17 protein-coding genes are annotated in these 18,292 nt (G+C 39.1%); 1 reads left to right on the forward strand and 16 read right to left on the reverse strand.

All coding sequences use genetic code 11. The features are described from left to right. Positions 1–77: 77 nt before the first annotated feature. The gene (locus tag K5Q22_RS08190) at positions 78–881 is read left to right on the forward strand and encodes a peptidylprolyl isomerase (protein ID WP_205014382.1); all 804 of its coding nucleotides are present in this window, start codon (positions 78–80) and stop codon (positions 879–881) included. A 264-nt stretch (positions 882–1,145) separates the two neighbouring features. Here K5Q22_RS08190 and K5Q22_RS08195 read toward each other — a convergent pair whose 3' ends face one another. From K5Q22_RS08195 to K5Q22_RS08270, 16 genes are all read right to left on the reverse strand, one after another. Then, complete coding sequence (locus K5Q22_RS08195; RefSeq protein WP_136628142.1) at positions 1,146–2,021, reverse strand: class C sortase; 876 nt, start codon at positions 2,019–2,021, stop codon at positions 1,146–1,148. Positions 2,022–2,042: 21 nt separating this feature from the next. Further along, the gene (locus K5Q22_RS08200) at positions 2,043–3,581 is read right to left on the reverse strand and encodes a SpaH/EbpB family LPXTG-anchored major pilin (RefSeq protein WP_205014383.1); all 1,539 of its coding nucleotides are present in this window, start codon (positions 3,579–3,581) and stop codon (positions 2,043–2,045) included. Further along, positions 3,568–7,800 carry a SpaH/EbpB family LPXTG-anchored major pilin gene (locus K5Q22_RS08205; protein ID WP_205014384.1) on the reverse strand — a complete coding sequence of 1,411 codons (4,233 nt, stop codon included), beginning with the start codon at positions 7,798–7,800 and terminating at the stop codon, positions 3,568–3,570. The genes K5Q22_RS08200 and K5Q22_RS08205 overlap by 14 nt, the downstream gene beginning before the upstream one ends. A gap of 343 nt (positions 7,801–8,143) precedes the next feature. Beyond that, positions 8,144–8,674, reverse strand: coding sequence for an ECF transporter S component (locus K5Q22_RS08210; protein WP_205014385.1), 531 nt, complete (start codon positions 8,672–8,674; stop codon positions 8,144–8,146). Continuing rightward, entirely contained in the window at positions 8,671–9,519 is an 849-nt protein-coding gene (locus tag K5Q22_RS08215; RefSeq protein ID WP_205014386.1) for a pyridoxamine kinase, read from the reverse strand. Before K5Q22_RS08215 ends, K5Q22_RS08210 begins: the two co-directional genes overlap by 4 nt. A gap of 351 nt (positions 9,520–9,870) precedes the next feature. Further along, positions 9,871–10,560, reverse strand: coding sequence for a 5'-methylthioadenosine/adenosylhomocysteine nucleosidase (locus tag K5Q22_RS08220; protein WP_015647163.1), 690 nt, complete (start codon positions 10,558–10,560; stop codon positions 9,871–9,873). A gap of 8 nt (positions 10,561–10,568) precedes the next feature. Beyond that, positions 10,569–10,889: a cell wall synthase accessory phosphoprotein MacP gene (gene macP, locus K5Q22_RS08225; protein ID WP_029171900.1), complete on the reverse strand. Its 321-nt coding sequence runs from the start codon at positions 10,887–10,889 to the stop codon at positions 10,569–10,571. A 10-nt stretch (positions 10,890–10,899) separates the two neighbouring features. Continuing rightward, positions 10,900–11,445 (reverse strand): NUDIX hydrolase, encoded by a 546-nt coding sequence (locus K5Q22_RS08230; protein WP_004194850.1) that lies wholly within the window; start codon positions 11,443–11,445, stop codon positions 10,900–10,902. Between the two features lie 8 nt (positions 11,446–11,453). Continuing rightward, the gene (glmU, locus tag K5Q22_RS08235; protein ID WP_205014387.1) at positions 11,454–12,836 is read right to left on the reverse strand and encodes a bifunctional UDP-N-acetylglucosamine diphosphorylase/glucosamine-1-phosphate N-acetyltransferase GlmU; all 1,383 of its coding nucleotides are present in this window, start codon (positions 12,834–12,836) and stop codon (positions 11,454–11,456) included. A gap of 304 nt (positions 12,837–13,140) precedes the next feature. After that, a complete protein-coding gene (locus K5Q22_RS08240) occupies positions 13,141–13,455 on the reverse strand; it encodes a hypothetical protein (RefSeq protein WP_205014388.1) in 315 nt (104 codons plus the stop codon). 65 nt (positions 13,456–13,520) lie between these two features. Further along, on the reverse strand, positions 13,521–13,994 hold the full coding sequence (locus K5Q22_RS08245; protein WP_205014389.1) for an ASCH domain-containing protein: 474 nt from the start codon (positions 13,992–13,994) through the stop codon (positions 13,521–13,523). Beyond that, positions 13,991–14,272: a hypothetical protein gene (locus K5Q22_RS08250; RefSeq protein ID WP_162495987.1), complete on the reverse strand. Its 282-nt coding sequence runs from the start codon at positions 14,270–14,272 to the stop codon at positions 13,991–13,993. The genes K5Q22_RS08245 and K5Q22_RS08250 overlap by 4 nt, the downstream gene beginning before the upstream one ends. 10 nt (positions 14,273–14,282) lie before the next feature. Then, positions 14,283–14,981 carry a 3-oxoacyl-ACP reductase gene (locus tag K5Q22_RS08255; RefSeq protein ID WP_205014390.1) on the reverse strand — a complete coding sequence of 233 codons (699 nt, stop codon included), beginning with the start codon at positions 14,979–14,981 and terminating at the stop codon, positions 14,283–14,285. Continuing rightward, complete coding sequence (locus tag K5Q22_RS08260) at positions 14,974–15,210, reverse strand: DUF2829 domain-containing protein (protein ID WP_004194840.1); 237 nt, start codon at positions 15,208–15,210, stop codon at positions 14,974–14,976. The genes K5Q22_RS08255 and K5Q22_RS08260 overlap by 8 nt, the downstream gene beginning before the upstream one ends. A 347-nt stretch (positions 15,211–15,557) precedes the next feature. After that, positions 15,558–17,213: an AAA family ATPase gene (locus tag K5Q22_RS09880; protein WP_172047320.1), complete on the reverse strand. Its 1,656-nt coding sequence runs from the start codon at positions 17,211–17,213 to the stop codon at positions 15,558–15,560. Continuing rightward, positions 17,210–18,235 (reverse strand): hypothetical protein, encoded by a 1,026-nt coding sequence (locus K5Q22_RS08270; protein ID WP_205014391.1) that lies wholly within the window; start codon positions 18,233–18,235, stop codon positions 17,210–17,212. The genes K5Q22_RS09880 and K5Q22_RS08270 overlap by 4 nt, the downstream gene beginning before the upstream one ends. Between the last annotated feature and the right edge of the window lie 57 nt (positions 18,236–18,292).

Below are 18,292 nucleotides of genomic sequence, written 5' to 3' on the forward strand. Positions count from 1 at the left end.
ACTAGATAAAAATTGAAAAAATCCATATTTCATGGTAGAATGAGCATAATTTTGAACAAGACAAGAAAGGATTTTCAATGAAAAAAATACTAGCTCTTGCTCTGGCTTCGAGCATCTTGCTAACTGCCTGCACAAACAACTCGACAGCTAATAGCTCATCTTCTACAGCATCTAGCTCTAGTTCAAGCTCGACTACGACAGCTGACACAACTGCTTCTAGCCAATATGCCAAAGATTTGGCATACGCCATTAACAATCCTAAAGCTACATTCCCCCAACTTTCCAATGAAATTGGTGAAAATGAGGCTGCTGTTAAAATAAAAACAACCGAAGGGGATATTACTATTAAACTTTTCCCTGAACAAGCACCGCTAACTGTGGAAAACTTTCTGACTCATGCCAAGGAAGGATACTATAATGGAACGATCTTCCATCGTGTCATCAAGGACTTCATGATTCAAGGTGGAGATCCTCTTGGAAATGGTACTGGTGGAGAGTCTATCTGGGCCGGAAAAGATACTACTATCGATGCTGGAAGTGGTTTTAAAGACGAGATTTCAGCTTTCCTTTATAACATTCGTGGCTCACTTTCTATGGCAAATGCTGGTGCAGGAACAAATGGAAGTCAGTTTTTCATCAATCAAAATACAACAGACATGTCTAGCCAACTTTCTAGTTCTAGCTATCCTGGTAAAATCATCGATGCTTATAAAAACGGAGGCAACCCAAACTTAGATGGCAAGCATACCGTATTTGGTCAAGTCATCGAAGGGATGGACATCGTAGATAAAATCGCTTCCGTCGAAACAGATGATAGCGATAAACCTAAAACAGATGTAAAAATTGAGTCTATTGAGATTCTGAAAGATTACACCTTTTAAAAAAGAAACAGAGTGCCCACCTCCTGTCGGAGAGTAGGCACTCTGTTTCTTTTATCACGTGAAAACCAGTTACTGTTTGCTAGGGTCTTTCAGCTTACTCTTACTCTATAAAGAAAAATTATCGGTATTCGGAAAGAAGAAAACAATCATCCCTAAGTAACAAAAGGAAGACGAAAGACATAAATTGGAGATTATGTTATGAAAACAGGGGTGTCAACTGTTTTTCACGAGTTTAAAGACATTATTTAAAGAAGCCAAGCTGGGTTAATTTCTCTCATGACTTTTACGCGACGGCTTCATTTTTCCGCAGCATTTCTTTAGCAATATAGCCAAAAAGATAAATGAAAGAGGTATTCCAATAAATAGAGGTATGTAATTGACTGGAAGGTCCGCGACTTGCTTCACTTCTGCTTCCATTATCTCCGCTTTGTATGGGATACGATGTCCCCTAACCAAAATCCTGTGGCTATTTACCATATAAGGTGTGCAAGTCACCAACGTAACATAATCCTGTCCTTCAACAATCTGTAGGCTACTAACGTCACTAGGATCAACAACTTGAATCTTGTCTACTTGGTAGGCATGAATTTCAGACTCTTTGAGCTCAATATAAAATCTATCCCCTTCAACCAGGTCTGGTAAGTCTGTAAACAATTTAGCTTCGGTCAAGCCACGATGTCCAGAAATAACCGAGTGCGTCGATTCTCCACCGATGGGGAAGGAGGTCCCTTCTAAATAGGTTGCACCACGCGCGAGAAAGTCCTCCCTGGTTTGGTCAAAAATAGGCAATCTGATTTGGATTTTAGGGATAGAAATAACGCCCAAAACGTGGTCTTCATAGACCGTTTTTAAATCTTCAACTTTTTTGGCCTCTTCGGAGAAAGGATCAAATCCGGGAGATATATTTTGATAGGCAAATTGCTTATTTTTTGCCTCCATTTCGGCTAATTTTTGTTGATATTCCTCGGTACTTTTTTGATTTGCTTGCTGCTGGTAATGTTGAATGATTTGTTGGTTCATCAAGTCATTCAAACTATTTCTAATGAATGGATAGGAGAGAATGCCAATACCACAGGCCAGAACGACCCCCATAACAGTATCCACTATTTTTCTTTTTGTATTTTTCTTGGTTCGCTCCATATTCTCCCCTGTTCATTATCATTATACTGCTTTACGACGAGACACAAAATAGGTACCTGCAAGAGCAATCATTACAGCTCCAAGTGCAACGAAAAGAACAATTCCTGTACCACCTGTAGAAGGAAGGAAACCTTTCGGTGTATTGACGAGTTTATGCGGAGCTCCTGTAGTAGTCGTATAAGAATTAGCTGTTACTTCAAATTGAGTGTAGGCTGCCATACCAGTCGGTAAAGCGTAGCCCTCTGGAGCTTTTGTTTCTTGAAGTTGGTAGGTGCCATATTCGAGACCTTTTACATCCACAATTCCTGTTGAATCAGTTGTATATTTTGTTGCTTCTTCATAAGAAGTAACCCATTGACCACCCTCGGCACTTGCTTTGAAGTATTCTGCAGAATCAGTAGTATTTTTGCGAACGACGAATTCTGCTCCCTCAAGAGTTTTAGCCTCATTGTTCACGTCAACTTTTTTAAACTTATAACCACCTGTTTTTACTGTTTCAAAATCTTCTGGTGTTTCTTTGTCCCATTTATTAATACCTGTAGTACCATCGTTACCAAAAATTGCTTTTGCGGTATTGACGATGCCCGTATCAATATATTGGAGGGAATGAATCTTCATTTGATAGCTAAAAGCAATTTCTTTATTGGCATGACTTGCTAATTTTTCAATACCTACTTCTGTTAATTTCGTTGTGACAGTGGTTTTACTACCTTGTTCTGCTACTGTTACAGTATAGTCCTCAGTTGCTACCAATACAGGACCGTCTGCCACTTTTACTGAGTAAGTAGCTGGTTCATTGATAAAGACAAGTTGGTCTGTTTCAAAACTATCTACAAATTGGAAAACATTGTACAATTTTTTAGCCACACCATCGACTAATTTGGTTGCAGCGATGTCTGCTGGGATGGTGGTTTTTAATTTATAATCAATGGTTTGTCCAATAGAGAAATCTGTTTGTTTTGCACTATTTTTTTGACTGGTAATATCTTTGTCAAACGGTGTATCTTTTGTGATATTCTTTGGATAGAGGTGAATGGATGTCAATACCGTATCATTTGTTCCCTGTTTATAGATTGGAAGGCTTACCACCAGATTATCAGCAACAGTTGTTACCCCTTCACTCGCTTGTTCTACAAAAAGATATACTGCATTACGGCCAGAAGATTTGGCATTAAGGCTGAATGTAGTACTGCCATCTGGACCTGTTGTTTGAGTTGCAAATGCAACCTTGCCTGATGGAGCCACTCCAGCTGTTCCTTTAACAGTGGCAACCGCATCATTTACCGCCTGTGATACTGACTTTGTCGCAACAGAGGCATCATAGGCTGCATAATATTCTGTCGTTACATCATAAACATCAAAGGTAATTCCAGGAAGAAAGTTAAAATCTCCTGCTAGCATTTCACCTGTATTGGTAATCGTACCTGTATAGTCCTTTACCTTGTGCAATGTAATTGATACTTTTTCTGTTTCGTCAGCCGACACAAACGGTGTCAGTAAACTGCTAAACGTACTCACTAAAAGAGTCGCTAGTAATGCAAAAAACTTAAACTTTTTCATTATATTTCTCCTTTTTAGACGAGCATCTGCTCCTATTCATCATAATGGATGATACTAAACATAATAATCCGATAACTGCTAACGATGTTGTTGCTGTCCCTGTTTTAGGAAGCTGAATCCGAGGTTTTTCAACATTATATATTGATAAAATCGGCCCTTTCGTAAAAGTAGAGGTAGAGATAGTAAATGTAATCGGCTTTTCATTTAAGATGTAGCCTGATGGCGCTTGTATCTCACTTAGAAGATAGGTGCCATAACTCAATCCCTTTATCTCAAAATGACCTTGGGCATCGGAAGTCAGTTGAACAACATCCTTTTCCTCAGGGGCTACCTTTTCAAATTGATACCTTCCTTCCTTATAGGTAAGGATTGTTTGATTAGCGGGATGCTTGATAATAAATTTTGCATTGGCTAAGGGAGCCTTGTTTCCGCCTGCCTTTTGCTTGATAAATCGAAAACCGCCTGTCATCACCTGCTCCCTATCAACTAATGGAGTTAGATCTCCAGGATAGAGAGTTGCTGTATTTATCAATGGTTGATCTATTGCAGCTTCATCGGTAATAACCATATTGTAGGTAAGGTCTAGTGTTTTTCCGCCAAACTGAGTGAGTTTTGCAATATCAAACGATAGTTTAAAACGATTTTCTGACTGGCTGATTGACTCTATGAGACCCGCTTGTTCCTGTCCATCAATCGAGACTCTCAGACTTTCACTGATAAATTCCAAACCTACATCATAAACATCTTCTAATTCATAACTTGCTAAGTTTACAATATCTTGTGGAAGAATAGTAGACAGACGGTAATGAATGGGTTCTCCCAAACTGTAACTGTCCCTCTTTCCATCTATTGTTTTATCAAAAGTAAAGGTTCCCTGTGATTTGGGATAAACCGATATTTGAGACCGCTCTTTCCCTTGATCATCTAACAGGGGTAATACTACTACAAGCGGCTCCATAGGTGTGACTGCAACAGGTGTTACCGTTTCCCTGATGAGGTAGACCGCCGGGTGGTCTCTACTTATTTTTTCTACAGTAAAATAAGCCTTTCCTTTATCGTCCGTTACAGCCTGACCTACTTTCTCACCTTGGACATTTTGCGCCTTACTCAATGTTTCCTGCACCTCTAGTCTCGATAAGGATTTCAAGTGGACCAGGTCGTAAAATTCATTCGTAACATCAACAATTTCCAAGTATGCCCCTGCTACTGGACTTCCTGATTTGTATTGAGTATCCGTTACTGGATAAATCAGACGATTGACCTCAATGGTGACCTGCCCTTGCTCTTGTGCAAAAATCCTAGTATTCTGCCCAATAAGCCCTGCTGTTGCAATGATGATCACAAAAAGCCATTTGACAAATCGCTTTCGTATGAAAAAGAGTGAAGCAAGAATCGTCAGACTGCCACCAATGACGATATAGGGGACAATCCCATTCCCACCTGTAATGGGTAACATTGACTTCCGCTTATTATAGACTGCTAAAGTACCTTTGTAGATAGTGTCGTCTGCCCTAGTAAATTCAAACGGCCTCGAATCTTCTTCTCCATCTGCTTTCGTATAAGTAATATTGATACCATCTGTTTTGGATGTGGTTATCGTAAAGTAACCTTCTAATCGTATAAAACCATCAATCGTCTGACTTTCAACTAAATAATAGGTTTTATCAGCTTTTAGAATATCCTTTCCAAAAACAATTTTTCCTTCTGAATTTGTTCTGACTCTTGCCAACTCTCCAGAAAAAGTATCTCCATTACGTATTGAATAAAGTTTGAATTCAACATTCTCAAGCGGTCTTTGGAATGTAGAGGATTTTTTCTCCAAGAATAACTCAAAATCCCTAGGTTGATTCGTAACGGTTGTTGTATCAAAGATATAATTATGATACACTTGGTCAACTTCCAGACCCTCACGATATGCTACTACAAAACCATCTTCATTTGGATAATATTGCTGACCAAGTTGGTAACCTACCGGAGCTTGTTTTTCCTCCCATCGATACCGCCCAGCAGCGAGATTTGGAATGCTGATTTTTCCTTCTAGATTCGTAGTGAATTCTGTTTTCCCACTATAGCTGACAGGAATCCATTCAGAACCAACTTTTTCCTGTAAAGCAAAAACAGCTCCTTGCAAGGCAGCATTGGTGTCACTACCTTTTTTCTCTAAGTTGATTTGGAACAATCGTTCATTTCTTTGACTAGCCATATAGCTGTATTTATTATCGGCTACAGTAGTAAACGCTCCACTCAGAATCGTTTTAGAATTGTATCCATTCGGTACGGACACTTCTTTCCAAAAGAGATTTGGTACATCTGGAAAATACTGGATGCTGATTTTTCCATCTTCTCCAATTTGCTCAGAGACTTGGCCATCTGCCCCTATAGAATAGGATTTGCCAGATAGAAATTGTTTGGCCTCGCCCTCTATTCTTGTCCAATCAAAGCCAGTGTTATCTGCCTTGATTTTCAGATAATGTGAGATGTCATTTTCAATCTTTGAAATAACAAAGGGCACATCATTTATCGCCTGACCCGTATCTGCATCCGTTTTTATTAATTCAAGTTGATATAATTTTTTATTTGTAGCCGTATAAACAAAGGCATTTTCTTTGAGAGATTCCGCATAATTAACAACAAAACCATCCTCATTTGGATAATATACCTGATCAAGTTGGTAGCCCTCAGGAGCTGCTATTTCTTTCCAACGGTAGGTCCCTTCTGTTAATTGCGAGAGTTTCAAAATCCCCTCTTCTCCAACTACACCTTGATAGAATCGGTGTGAGCCTGTAGAAATCTGAGAAACTGTTCTTCCAGTCCTTGGGTTGTAAAATTCCAGAGGAATCCACTCACCTGTATCAGGATTTTTCTTTTCAATTTCAAAGATAGCATCAGAAACTAAATTGCCATCCTGATCTTCTTTCCTCAATTCAGCATTGTAATACGAGATTGGTAATTGCACCATCTGAACGGCCTGATTATTCAGGAAACCTCCTGTCGACCCTGAGAAGCCCCAGTAAACCGTATGATTTAGATCTGAAATACCAAATACCTTTTCAAGGGAATAGTCACCTGTTCCGATTTCGACATCATAAGAGATAACATCCGTACCATCTTTGGAGCGATCGTCGCTATATTCGATATTACGGGACCCCTCATGACCTTGCTTGTATATCGTATAATTCAAATTCCCTGTATTACTAGCAGTATCTGGTGTCCAAGTCACCTCGAGGCGATGCCATCTACCATCTGCTAAACTACTGGTTGGCCAGTTAGAAATATTCCAACTGTAAGGATTAGTCTTATCCGCTACCTCGCCATCCCATCCCAAACTAAGCTTTATTTTATGCTTGTTAGCTGTTTTATCTGGCTCTTTATTGTAATTTGCTCGATTATTTTTAAAATCATTTAATAAATTTATGGCAATGTGACCGTACTGCGTATTGCTGTGGTTCTCATTGTAGATAATCGAAGTCAGGTCATTATCTGAATGTTGGGTAGTATCATTATCGTTGAAAAAGGTATCAAACTCCAATGTAATCCCATTTTCTACACCACGCCAAAAATCAACCATATTATTTTTTTCACTGCTGACGTTTGCGCTAAAGTTTGAACCATATACCCCCAAGCCGTTCCCCAGAGCACCGTAGGCATTTATTCCTGTATTGCTCAGGTCTCCCGAACCAATCTTACTCCCCGCTTGCATATCTGCAATGGATTTTCTATCATTGTGCATCGTGAAGGTAATACCATCCGCACCACCGAGACCATTAAAATTCTTATCATATTGGGTTCTGTTCCCTAGATAAACATAACTAACCATCTGAAAGGGTTCGTTGAGCTTAATTTTATTCTCTTCCAAACTCCACATAACCCCTGATTGCCATCTGGCATCACGTGTGATGACGGCTACGGATGTATCAATATCCGTGACATAGGAACGATTTTTAGCCAACTTACCTGTCTGAACAGCATCATCGGATATTGAACCTGTATATATCAGCTGTGGATAATGAAACATATCCGCCATATCTACAGTGTTAGCTATAGCAGGAGGGGCAGGTAGGGCGCTGGCAACATAGTTGCTGTCTTTGGTAGGCCACTCACGCAAACTTTGGTCAGGAAAGTCCGTATAAGGACTCCATGCCACTGTTTCCAGCGAGCCACTAGCTAAGGTTACAAAAACAACCAAAAGCCCTGCCAATAATTTCCTTAAAAACTTCATAGGCATCTCTCTTTCATTTATTTAAAAATCAAGAACATCACTATACTGTTTTCTTTCGACAATCTCCACTTTGTCTTTACGCAAACGTTTTCGTAAAGCATAATAACACATTTAAGATTAGCTGGCAAGCTTCCTGAAAAAGCTATCTAATCGCAGAAAAACCCTTATTTGTCCATGTTTTCAATGCATTTTTATACATTTTCATAAAAAATTAAATAAAATTGATACCGATAACAATTTTAAAAATCTATTCAAATTGAGCAAAAATATAAAATACAACAATAAAAGTACCCCCATTGAAATACCTTGTATTCAATGAGCGTACTTTAACACTTTATATAAATTATTTTCTCTTATATAACCTTTTACATACCTGATAAAGAATAGGTACAGCAATGATGGTCGTAATTGCAGTGCCATAGGTTCCTAAAATCCTACCCAAAGCAGCTAAAAATGATGCTGATGGCGTTAGTCCACCGACTAAACTCCCCGTCAATGTGTACTTCAACAGGTTCAAGATAATTTTTGTGAGGGCTGCAACTATCCCAACCAACATAATATTTGATAGACTATCGTTTGCCTGTAGGAATTTCTCATAAAATAAGTGGAGGACAAAACAGACAATGAGTGATTCTAGAATGGTAATCCAAGCAACGGAAGCATATCCCGACAGTAAATCAAAGATGCCTAGACCGAGTGAGGCTGCCAATGCCCCTTTTTTGGCACCAAAGATTAGTACTCCTACTACCACCAGAGCATTGCCTAGATGGACAAATTGACTCCCAAAAGGAATACGAATAAAGAAGACAACCACACAAATAAGGGCTGCAAATAAACTAACTTCGGTTAATTGACGCAATCGATTCTGTTTCATAATTTCTCCTTTAATGTTTGAAATGCCTGTTGTAATGCTGCTAGAAAAGGTTCGAAGGAAATCCCAAATTTCAAGTCTCTATCCAAAGCGAGAGTACGCTCTAAACTCTTATCAATAAAATCTAAAGCTAGAGGGATAGCTTGATGGAGACTGATTTGTTGGATGGTTGCTACTGCTAACAAGGTAGATAGAATGTCACCTGTTCCAAAGAAATTTGCTGGATATTTTTTAGATAAATAGGTAGTAATTCCCCCTGTTTCCTGCTGAAAATAGGCTACACCTATTTGGCTATCATCAAAGGAAATCCCTGTCAGTACAATATCTGCCGACACCTGCTCTGCCAAAGATTTTACTAAATCCTCAATATCATGAATATCGTAGGAATCTCCCAAATAATCCCTCCCTGTCAAAAAAGCTGCCTCTGTTACATTGGGGAGAATGAGCTTGGCCGACTGAATCAATTCTTTCATGGCTTCTACATAGGTAGGGGGGAAACCTGTATACAACTTCCCTCCATCCCCCATGACCGGATCAACAATCAACGGTGTCTCTGTTTGTTTAGCATACATAGCCAACTGACTTAGCTGCCGAGGATTTCTACAGTAGCCAGATAAGATGCCTGCCAACTCTAAATTCAAGTTCTTCCACTGTTCAAAATAGGCTCGATTCAAGTCAGTCATATCTTCAACGACAACATCTGGAAAACCACCCGTATGAGAAGAAAGTAGTACCGTTGGTAAAAGAATCGTTTCTACCTGACAGGCTGCTGCAATTGGGATGCTAGTGGCTAGGGCAACCTTGCCCACACCAGGCAAATCATTTGCAAGCAATAATCGCTGAACCATAACAACCTCCTAAATTATTTTTCTTTAACAAAATTGTAAAGTATTTTCACGAGCTTTTCAATAACTCTTATCATAAATTGTATGGGGACAGATGGCTGAAACCTTATAATATCGGGCTCAAATAACTACATAAGAAAAACAGTAACAACTTTTTGCTACTGTCATCCTATTTCAATGTATTGTTGTCAGAATCTGCTTATACTCAATGAAAATCAAAAGTAGCCTAGGAAACGAAGCCGAAGATAGAACTCTGTTACTATCTTATTTCAAGGTAACAGGCTGAAAACCTCCACTGGAGCTTTTCACTCATCAAGGAAGTTGACAACGGATAATTTTGATTTTCGAAGAGTATTAATTTTTCTCCAGAAAGGCAATCAGGGTCTGGGCAGAACGTTCTCCTGCTTGAATAATAAATTCATCAAAGGTGATATTGGCATCTCCCTGAGCTGTATCACTCATAGCACGGATAACCAAGAATGGCTTGCCTGTATTGACAGCTGCTTGAGCGATAGCTGCTCCTTCCATCTCTACGGCAAGGACTTCTGGAAAATGAGTTTTGATTGTAGCGATTCTCTCCTGACCTGCGATAAAACTGTCACCTGTCACAATCAGACCCACATGGCTAATCATTTCCTGCTCTGCTAAAACAGTTCTTAGCTGTTCTAACAAGACTTGGTCTGCTGGATAATACAATTCCTGCCCTGCCATTTGTCCGTAAGCATAGCCGAAAGCCGTCACATCCACATCGTGGTAAGCCAATTGATTCGCTACAACCACATCACCGATGGCAATACCTTCGGCAACAGCTCCTGCCGATCCAGTATTAACAATGACATCAACTGAAAAACGATCTGCCAAAACAGCCACGGACATAGCTGACATAACCTTACCGATACCTGACTGAACAAGAACGACTTCATGTTGACCGATTCGTCCCTGATAGTAAGTTCGACCCAAGACATCGATTTCAGTTGCATCTTGTAGATGCTCGACCAAAATCTTTAATTCCTGAGGCATGGCTGCGATAATTCCAAATTTCATCTCTTCTCCTAAATAAATAATACTGCAATGATAAACATTATCAGTAAGATGATGACCCAAAAAAGGATTTTGTTTACCTTACTGCGGAAAGCTTCTCGCTTGATGGTTTCGATACGGCGACTTTTTACTACAGTAGGTTTGACCGGGATTCGGATCGTTTGTCCCTCTTCATATCCCTGATAATCTTCTTCTAGATATGGATCGAATAGAGCATCTTCCATTGATATATCCTGGTTTGGACGATAGTGTCCAAACTGGCTAGATTGGTCGGAATACTGTTTCTTTTTCACTTTCTCTAAAATTTCATCCGTCAACAAGGGCTTGCCCATTGCTAGTTTCCTACTTTCTCATGAGTTGTAAATATTGGATAGCCATGATGGTCTTTGCATCACAAATATCGCCAGTAGCCACCAAGTTCAAAGCCTCTTCCAAGGTTACCTCATGTAATTCGATAACCTCATCTTCATCCATTGGACGAGGATTTTCAACCTTGATAAGGTTATCTGCTAAATAAAGGCGAATCCGTTCATTACAGAAACCGATGGCTGAATAGAAATCTGCCAACAAGGTCAGTTTGTCACTAGTATAGCCTGTTTCTTCTTCTAATTCACGCAAAGCAGCATCTTCAAGCGTATCTTCTTCGCCCAGCTCCAATTTCCCCGCCGGAATTTCATAAATAGTACGTTCAATAGCCTTGCGGTATTGTTTGACTAAAATCATTTTACCTTCTGGGGTGACGGCTAAAACGCAAACTGCTCCCTTGTGGAAAATGAGTTCGCGCTTACCAGTTCCACCATTTGGCAGGGCAACATCATCTACTACTACATCAAAAATGTGCCCTTTAAAAATTTCTGTCCGCTCAATGGTTTTTTCTTCAAAATTCATACGATTACCTATTTTTGACTTGGATGGAACGGAAAACGAGTCGCATAACCTTCTTTGTTTTCTTGACGACCACGACCAATACCGATGGCATCCTCTGGAATATCTTTTGTAATAACAGAACCTGCAGCCAACAAGGCATTGTCCCCAATAGTTACTGGTGCAATAATGGTTGAGTTAGAGCCAACAAAGGCATTATCTCCAATGGTTGTTTTAAATTTATTTTTACCGTCGTAATTGACAGTGATGGTGCCAGCACCAACGTTAACATTATTGCCAATCGTTGCATTTCCTAGGTAGGTCAAATGACCAGACTTCGTTCCTTGACCAAGTGTAGAGGCCTTGATTTCCACAAAGTTTCCAACATGAACATCTTTTTTCAAGAGACTGCCTGGACGAATATGGGCGTATGGTCCTACCGTCACCCCTTCTTCAATGACAGATTCTTCAATGTCTGAGTTGCTGATGACGACATCTGCTGCAATTTTCGCATCGCGTACACGAGTACCATTGGTTAAGACAGTGCGTTCACCAATCACCGTTTGACCTTTCAAGACAACATTAGCTTCGATAACAGCTTCTGCGCCAATCTCAACATCAATATCAATATAGGTAGCATCTGGGTTGATAAATGTCACACCATTGACCATGTGTTTTTCATTGATTCGTTTGCGCATCACAGCTTCTGCAGTCGCAAGAGCGACACGGTCATTGACACCCAAACTTTCATCAAAATCACGCAATACATAGGCACCAACCTTCTCGCCTGCCTGACGGAAAATCGAAATAACATCTGTCAGATAGTACTCACCTTGGGCATTATCCGTATTTATGTCTTTAAGCGCTTCAAAAAGACGTTTATTATCAAACAAGTAGGTTCCTGTATTGATTTCTTTCACTTGTTTTTCAAAATCGTTGGCATCTTTTTGCTCAACAATTTTTTGCACTTCCCCATCAGCATTGCGAATAATCCGACCATATCCGAATGGGTTATCAGCCTGAGCTGTCAAGATAGTCGCAACATTCTTGTGGCTGACATGGAAGTTAATGAGGTTCTTCAAGCTTTCTCCTGTAATCAGCGGTGTATCCCCTGCGATAACAAGGGTCTGACCTTCCAAACCTGCAAGAGCTGGCTCAGCCATCATAACGGCGTGGCCTGTCCCCAACTGTTCAGATTGAAGGGCAAACTCTGACTGCCCTTCGAGAACAGTCTGCACCAATTCTGCCTTATGACCGACAATGGTTACTGTTTTAGCAGGTTCCATGGCATCTACAGCCCGTTTGACATGCTCCAACATGGTAATTCCTGCCACTTTGTGTAAGACCTTTGGCAAGTCAGACTTCATGCGAGTTCCCTTACCCGCCGCTAGGATAATTGCATAGTTATTGCTCATAGTTTTCTCTCTTTTCAATGATATACTCCTATTATAGCAAATTTTGATGTTTTTGGAAAATAGCGGAAGAAGTGAAATAGAACTCGACAAAATGCAAAGTATTCCTCTCACTTCCAAACATCTAGTCTGGGCTAACTGTAGTCCCTGAATGATGTGAACCTACTACCGCCAACATCTCAACCTTTTCCTCGCTTCTACCTTTCTAGGTTTAGGCTGAATCACTTCACTGAATAGCCTAGACTGTTTTGATGCCAGGTTCAAGAAAGATGCTACAATCTAGGATAGAAAAAGGAGCCTGAGCTCCTTAGAATGTTAGATGAAAGCCTCGTTGACCATCTTCTCTTGCTTTCTCTGTCAAGGCTTTAAACTCTTCCCAAACAGGGCGTTCTTGGTCTGTAAAACGGAGATTGGCGCCTGGAAGACTAGCCTTAGAAATGATCTGCACAAATCCTGACAAACTATTTGCCAAAGCCACTCCTTCCTTACTAGCCACATCTTCCTTGGCAACAAGCAAGGCCGACTGCAACTTCCCTGTCTTCTCTTTGCCAATCTCCTCCTCTTTTCCAGCAAGAATAGAAGAAAGCTGGTCCAATAAATTGATGACACGTTCCTTATTCATAGGAACCTCCTTGTTTAATTTTATATTATTATAATATAAACAACTTAAAATAAACAAGCAAGGACCTAATTTTTAGGGTAAACCAATTCAAATTCTTCACAGACGACTAACATATCTTCTGAGAAGGACAGGCCTGCTTCTGCCAGCCAGATAGTGAAAAGCTCTTCATGGACCTGTCGCCAGTGGATCAGACTGTTCGCTTTTATGTCAGACAAGTCACCTTCCTGACGGAACTCGCCCTCCTTATAGGCATGTTCTTTCGTCACTTGGGAAAAGGGCGTCACATAGACCTTGGTGGTCTGGATAATACACACAGCCTGACCTTGTCCGTCCAGAATGATGTCATAGCCACCAGCTGTAGGGATTTCTTCTCCCTCTACTGTGTAGAGGGCATGAGCAGAGCTGGTCGAAGTTTTGATACCCCTAGCCACCAAATCAGCCAGTCGATCAGCTTCCGCCCCAAAGGCCCAGGCCTCCGGCTCAGGACCTGCTTGGGAATTGGAGGCAAGAAAATCTTGCCAGAGTTGTGTTGGGGTCATAGGGGGACCTTTCTAGAAATTTGCCAATTCTTTGCTTGATCAAGTAAAGCCTCAAATCCATAAGGGATTTGATTTAGAAGTGTTTCGGTTATCCCAAACTGGAGTATCTCAACTAAAGCAATTAATTGAACATCTGCAATGTCATGAATATCTCCACAAAGAAATTGCCACATCCCATCTTCCAAGTCGTGACTGATATAGGTTATCGTTTTATTCTCTTCACTTATGTGTTTACAGATCACCACTGCTACATGAGGATTATCATCAAAAATCAACATCACTTCCCCCCTACTTCAAACTCCAGCCACCGTCAATGGTGATGATTTGACCTTGCATAGAAGCCAGTTTTCCGCTGGCCAGCATGAAGGTTAACTCTGCAATCTCTTGAGGCTGTGTCCAGCGTCCGATAGGGGTCTGGTCTGCCACCCAGTCTGCTAGGCCACCAGGCTCAAAGTCCTTCTGGGTCATGCCTGTCTGGACAGCACCAGGAGCGATGCCGAAGACCTGGACCTTGTCCTTGGCATAGTCCAGTGCCAGCTGCTTGGTAAAACCTGCCAAAGCGTGCTTGGAGGCGGTATAGGCAGAGCCTCCTCCACCTGCTAGGTTGGAGGCAATGGAGCACATATTGATAATAATACCCGACTGTCTGTCCACCATTTGCTGCAGGTAGGGGCGGGTTAGTCTGGTCACCGCAAAAAAATTAACCGCGAAGATGCGAGCTAATTCATCCTCCGCAATATCGAGGTGGGGGCGGTAATCGTCTAGAATGCCTGCGGTGTTACAGAGGACATCAACTGTCTGGCACCATGAAAAGACTGGGCTTAAATCGCCAGTCAGGTCCAGCTGTAGAAAGTGGAAATCACCTGCTAAATCAGGCTTGCTGGCCAGATCAATCCCGTACACACGCCAGCCATTTTCCAAAAAAATCCCTGCCTGCGCAAGGCCAATGCCACTGGAAACGCCGGTGATGAGAGCTGTCTTAGTCATGGACTTCTACCCAGTCGGTCGCAAGGACGTCGCAAGGGGTCGGGCTCCACATGGAGAAGCCTTCGCCCTCGCCTGTCACGTTGATGAGGAAGTAGGGCGTCGCCTCCAGCTTTTGCCCGTGGACCTCAATGGTGTCAAAGAGCTGGACGTAGTTCTCCGCCCCGCCCCAGCCTGTACGAACGTACTTTTTCTTGGCTTTCAAGCCTGGTAAAATCTCTTCAAATGTCATGGTTTTCTCCTTTGTTTTTCTTTATTATACCAAAAAATCAGACTGCTCAACAGGGCAGTCTGATTTTGTTTATTTGACACGCTATGAGAAGTATATCGCAAATTTATCGACTTCATATTTAACTATTGCCAATATTTCAATAAATAATTATTGTAAAAATATAATTAAAAATCACTCAAATATATGTGCTTCGATGTATTTTTATCCAGCTATATCCAACATCCAAGTCTTTTTCTGATCCAAACAAGATAAAGTAAAACCAATATTCTCACTAATGTGGATATCTAAAATATTAAATAATCTGTCCCCATTTATACAGAACAACTATAAATGAAGAATTATAAAATTCACTTGAACATTTCTCTGCGCAACTGAGTTGCTTCAAGAAATTTTTCTTGTTCTTCCTGCGTCAAACTCTCAAAATATTCTTTGATCTGATTAACATTAATATTTTGGAATTTAGTACATCCATCAGGAAACTTTTCATTATACATTTCTATTAATTTTTCACGTAACAAAGGCTCACTTATAAAATTAATTTCTTTTAACAAATCTGCTGGTTCTTTAGTTAACATTTCATCTTCTGATTGTAGCTGATCAATAATTTGGTTAATCTTTTTAAGTGCAAATTCTCCATATATTTCCTGAATAAACAAGTCATCATGCATAATTTCCTGAATGTTTTTTGCGAAGGTATTCTGATTAGGTTGTACTTCTGATAAGCCTGTTTCCATATTTTTCTTTAATGCAACTACATTACCAGGCTTAATATCTGAAAGCATGAATGGAGAATGGGTTGTAAAAATGAACTGGAAAGTGGGATAATTTCTGCCTTCTTTGATTGTTTCATCTGTCTTCTTATTAACCCAATCAACTAAAAATTTCACCAGTTGACGTGACCACTCTAAATGTAATCCCGATTCAATTTCATCAATAACCATCACCCAGTTTGAAAAATCTGGCTCACCAAAAGCTTCATTAATATAAGACAAGACAGAAATTAAATTTGTCTCACCTATCGACATGAAAATTTCAGAATTATGAAAACACTCTGTATAGATTAGCAAATCCCTCGCACTTCTGTTTAGTTTTTTGTATTGAAGGTAGAATGATTCACAACGATCTCTTAAACTAGAGTTATAGCTAATTAAAATTACGTTCTCTTTGATTTGTACAATATCATCCTTCTCTAAAGCATGCACCAAATCAATAAATTCCATAAAATTCGAAATAAAAATATTATAATCTTCAATAGACTCCACATCAGATTTCCACTGTGCTAAAAAATCATAATATGTAATATCACCTGATTTTAATCTATCACTTGTCTCAGCGTTATATGGTAGTTTCTCAGTATCAAATATATTGAATAGATAGTTAATAAATATTTTATCGATTAAACTCTCATTAGCATGCTCAGGAAATTTTTCTTCAAATCTATATAATAATGCACTCAATTGCACCAACATATTCTTGGAATGAATAACTTTTGATTTTCTTAATTCGTCAAAAGTTAAAAAATAATTTGGAAAATGATCTGCATCGTATTCATAATATGCAATAGCCCCTCCACCATAACTGCCTCCTGATCCCTCTCTAATCTTTTTTGTACTACAATTTTTTATCTTTATATTTTGTCTATTATTATATTTTTCAAAATCTTTCTCATTGCTAATTTCCATGGAAATACTATCGATAAAGATTTTTTCATCATCCGTGTAGATTGAAACCATTTTTACATTATCTATCGCAGCTTTTGTATTAGAATTATGACGTAAAATAAAATCTAAAATTGTACTCTTCCCTGTTCCATTAATACCAACAATTGGTGAAAAATTATATATTGACTTACCATAGAAATCTGATAAATAATCTTGATTCCTTTTCACAATTAAAAACTTGTCATCCCAAGTGTAGTCAATAAGAAATTCATCAGATAATCTGATTATTTGTTGCTTGAATAAACTTAGGTATTCTTCTATTATAATTCCAATTAATTTCACTTTGAATCTCCAATCAATCTAATATTCTTTCCAATATCCGCCATCATCTTAGATAATGGACGTTTTCCATAATCATCTTCCTCTATAAAATTACCAAGAATGGCTCGATTGATTTCTGACATATCGAGTCCTATTTTTTTGTAATTACTAACTAACTTTTCCTTATACGTCCCAGTATAGATGCGTTTTTTCCATAATAGTTCTTCAACTATATCTGTGTGCAGCTGATAGTTCTTTTCTAGATTAAGATAGTCAAAATCCTTCTTGAATTCCTCATGAACTTTGCAAGTAATTGTGATGGAGTCCTTAGAAAAAATAGGGGACTTTTGATTTGGCTGTGGTTGCCAATTAAAAATTATTAAATCATCACTTCGGAATCTTTTATCATAAGGAGAAAGTTCAAAGTCTTCATAACCCTTCTTATTGTTGCAGCCATAACAGGATGGAATTAAATTAAAAAAAGACAAGGCAAAAATTGGGTATTTGCGACCTCCTGCCCTAGCTGATTTTGAAAAGAAATGATCTAGCTGACTATTATTTGTTCCAGAATTATAAGTCCTTTTTCCTTTCTCTCCTTTTTCTTCTGTTACATTAACATAGTTTCTATTACAGTAGGGACAAACTACAATACCTGTCAATTTCACAAATTCCTTTTTATCAATACTTTTATATTTATTAATAAGAAAATCATCAATTTTTATATATTTGGGTTGCTGTCCACTACATCTTCTTTGGGGGATTTTATATTTTTCCTTATTATACTTGATTCTGACATATCTTGAATCAATATATTTTTTCATTGCTAATAAATCTTCATATGGAGCAATCATTATTTGAAAAAAATAGTCATAACTGTTTCTATTGTTTCCATCTTCAAAATAATCCTTTTGAAATAGCAATAGATAATCTTTTACCCAAAGATTTAATTTTTCTTTTTCAATCTTTGAAAAGCTATCATATATTTTTTTACAATACACTTTGGCTGCATGTTCAAATTGTTCGTCTACTGTAATTTGTATCATCTTAAGTCTCTCCGTTTAAATATCTACATTGTACTGTCATTAAAACTATTGGTACTA

This window comes from Streptococcus sp. 2018162 (genome assembly GCF_019754175.1).
Classification (GTDB): Bacteria; Bacillota; Bacilli; order Lactobacillales; family Streptococcaceae; genus Streptococcus; species Streptococcus hashimotonensis.

What these genes read in the sequence shown, in the direction of transcription:
- K5Q22_RS08195 (WP_136628142.1), bottom strand. Translation starts at nt 2,021, where the DNA reads ATGGAGCGAACCAAGAAAAATACAAAAAGAAAAATAGTGGATACTGTT.
- K5Q22_RS08230 (WP_004194850.1), bottom strand. Translation starts at nt 11,445, where the DNA reads ATGAATTTTGAAGAAAAAACCATTGAGCGGACAGAAATTTTTAAAGGG.
- K5Q22_RS08245 (WP_205014389.1), bottom strand. Translation starts at nt 13,994, where the DNA reads ATGACCCCAACACAACTCTGGCAAGATTTTCTTGCCTCCAATTCCCAA.
- K5Q22_RS08270 (WP_205014391.1), bottom strand. Translation starts at nt 18,235, where the DNA reads ATGATACAAATTACAGTAGACGAACAATTTGAACATGCAGCCAAAGTG.
- K5Q22_RS08260 (WP_004194840.1), bottom strand. Translation starts at nt 15,210, where the DNA reads ATGACATTTGAAGAGATTTTACCAGGCTTGAAAGCCAAGAAAAAGTAC.
- macP (WP_029171900.1), bottom strand. Translation starts at nt 10,889, where the DNA reads ATGGGCAAGCCCTTGTTGACGGATGAAATTTTAGAGAAAGTGAAAAAG.
- glmU (WP_205014387.1), bottom strand. Translation starts at nt 12,836, where the DNA reads ATGAGCAATAACTATGCAATTATCCTAGCGGCGGGTAAGGGAACTCGC.
- K5Q22_RS08240 (WP_205014388.1), bottom strand. Translation starts at nt 13,455, where the DNA reads ATGAATAAGGAACGTGTCATCAATTTATTGGACCAGCTTTCTTCTATT.
- K5Q22_RS08220 (WP_015647163.1), bottom strand. Translation starts at nt 10,560, where the DNA reads ATGAAATTTGGAATTATCGCAGCCATGCCTCAGGAATTAAAGATTTTG.
- K5Q22_RS08210 (WP_205014385.1), bottom strand. Translation starts at nt 8,674, where the DNA reads ATGAAACAGAATCGATTGCGTCAATTAACCGAAGTTAGTTTATTTGCA.
- K5Q22_RS08205 (WP_205014384.1), bottom strand. Translation starts at nt 7,800, where the DNA reads ATGAAGTTTTTAAGGAAATTATTGGCAGGGCTTTTGGTTGTTTTTGTA.
- K5Q22_RS08250 (WP_162495987.1), bottom strand. Translation starts at nt 14,272, where the DNA reads ATGTTGATTTTTGATGATAATCCTCATGTAGCAGTGGTGATCTGTAAA.
- K5Q22_RS08200 (WP_205014383.1), bottom strand. Translation starts at nt 3,581, where the DNA reads ATGAAAAAGTTTAAGTTTTTTGCATTACTAGCGACTCTTTTAGTGAGT.
- K5Q22_RS08190 (WP_205014382.1), top strand. Translation starts at nt 78, where the DNA reads ATGAAAAAAATACTAGCTCTTGCTCTGGCTTCGAGCATCTTGCTAACT.
- K5Q22_RS08215 (WP_205014386.1), bottom strand. Translation starts at nt 9,519, where the DNA reads ATGGTTCAGCGATTATTGCTTGCAAATGATTTGCCTGGTGTGGGCAAG.
- K5Q22_RS08255 (WP_205014390.1), bottom strand. Translation starts at nt 14,981, where the DNA reads ATGACTAAGACAGCTCTCATCACCGGCGTTTCCAGTGGCATTGGCCTT.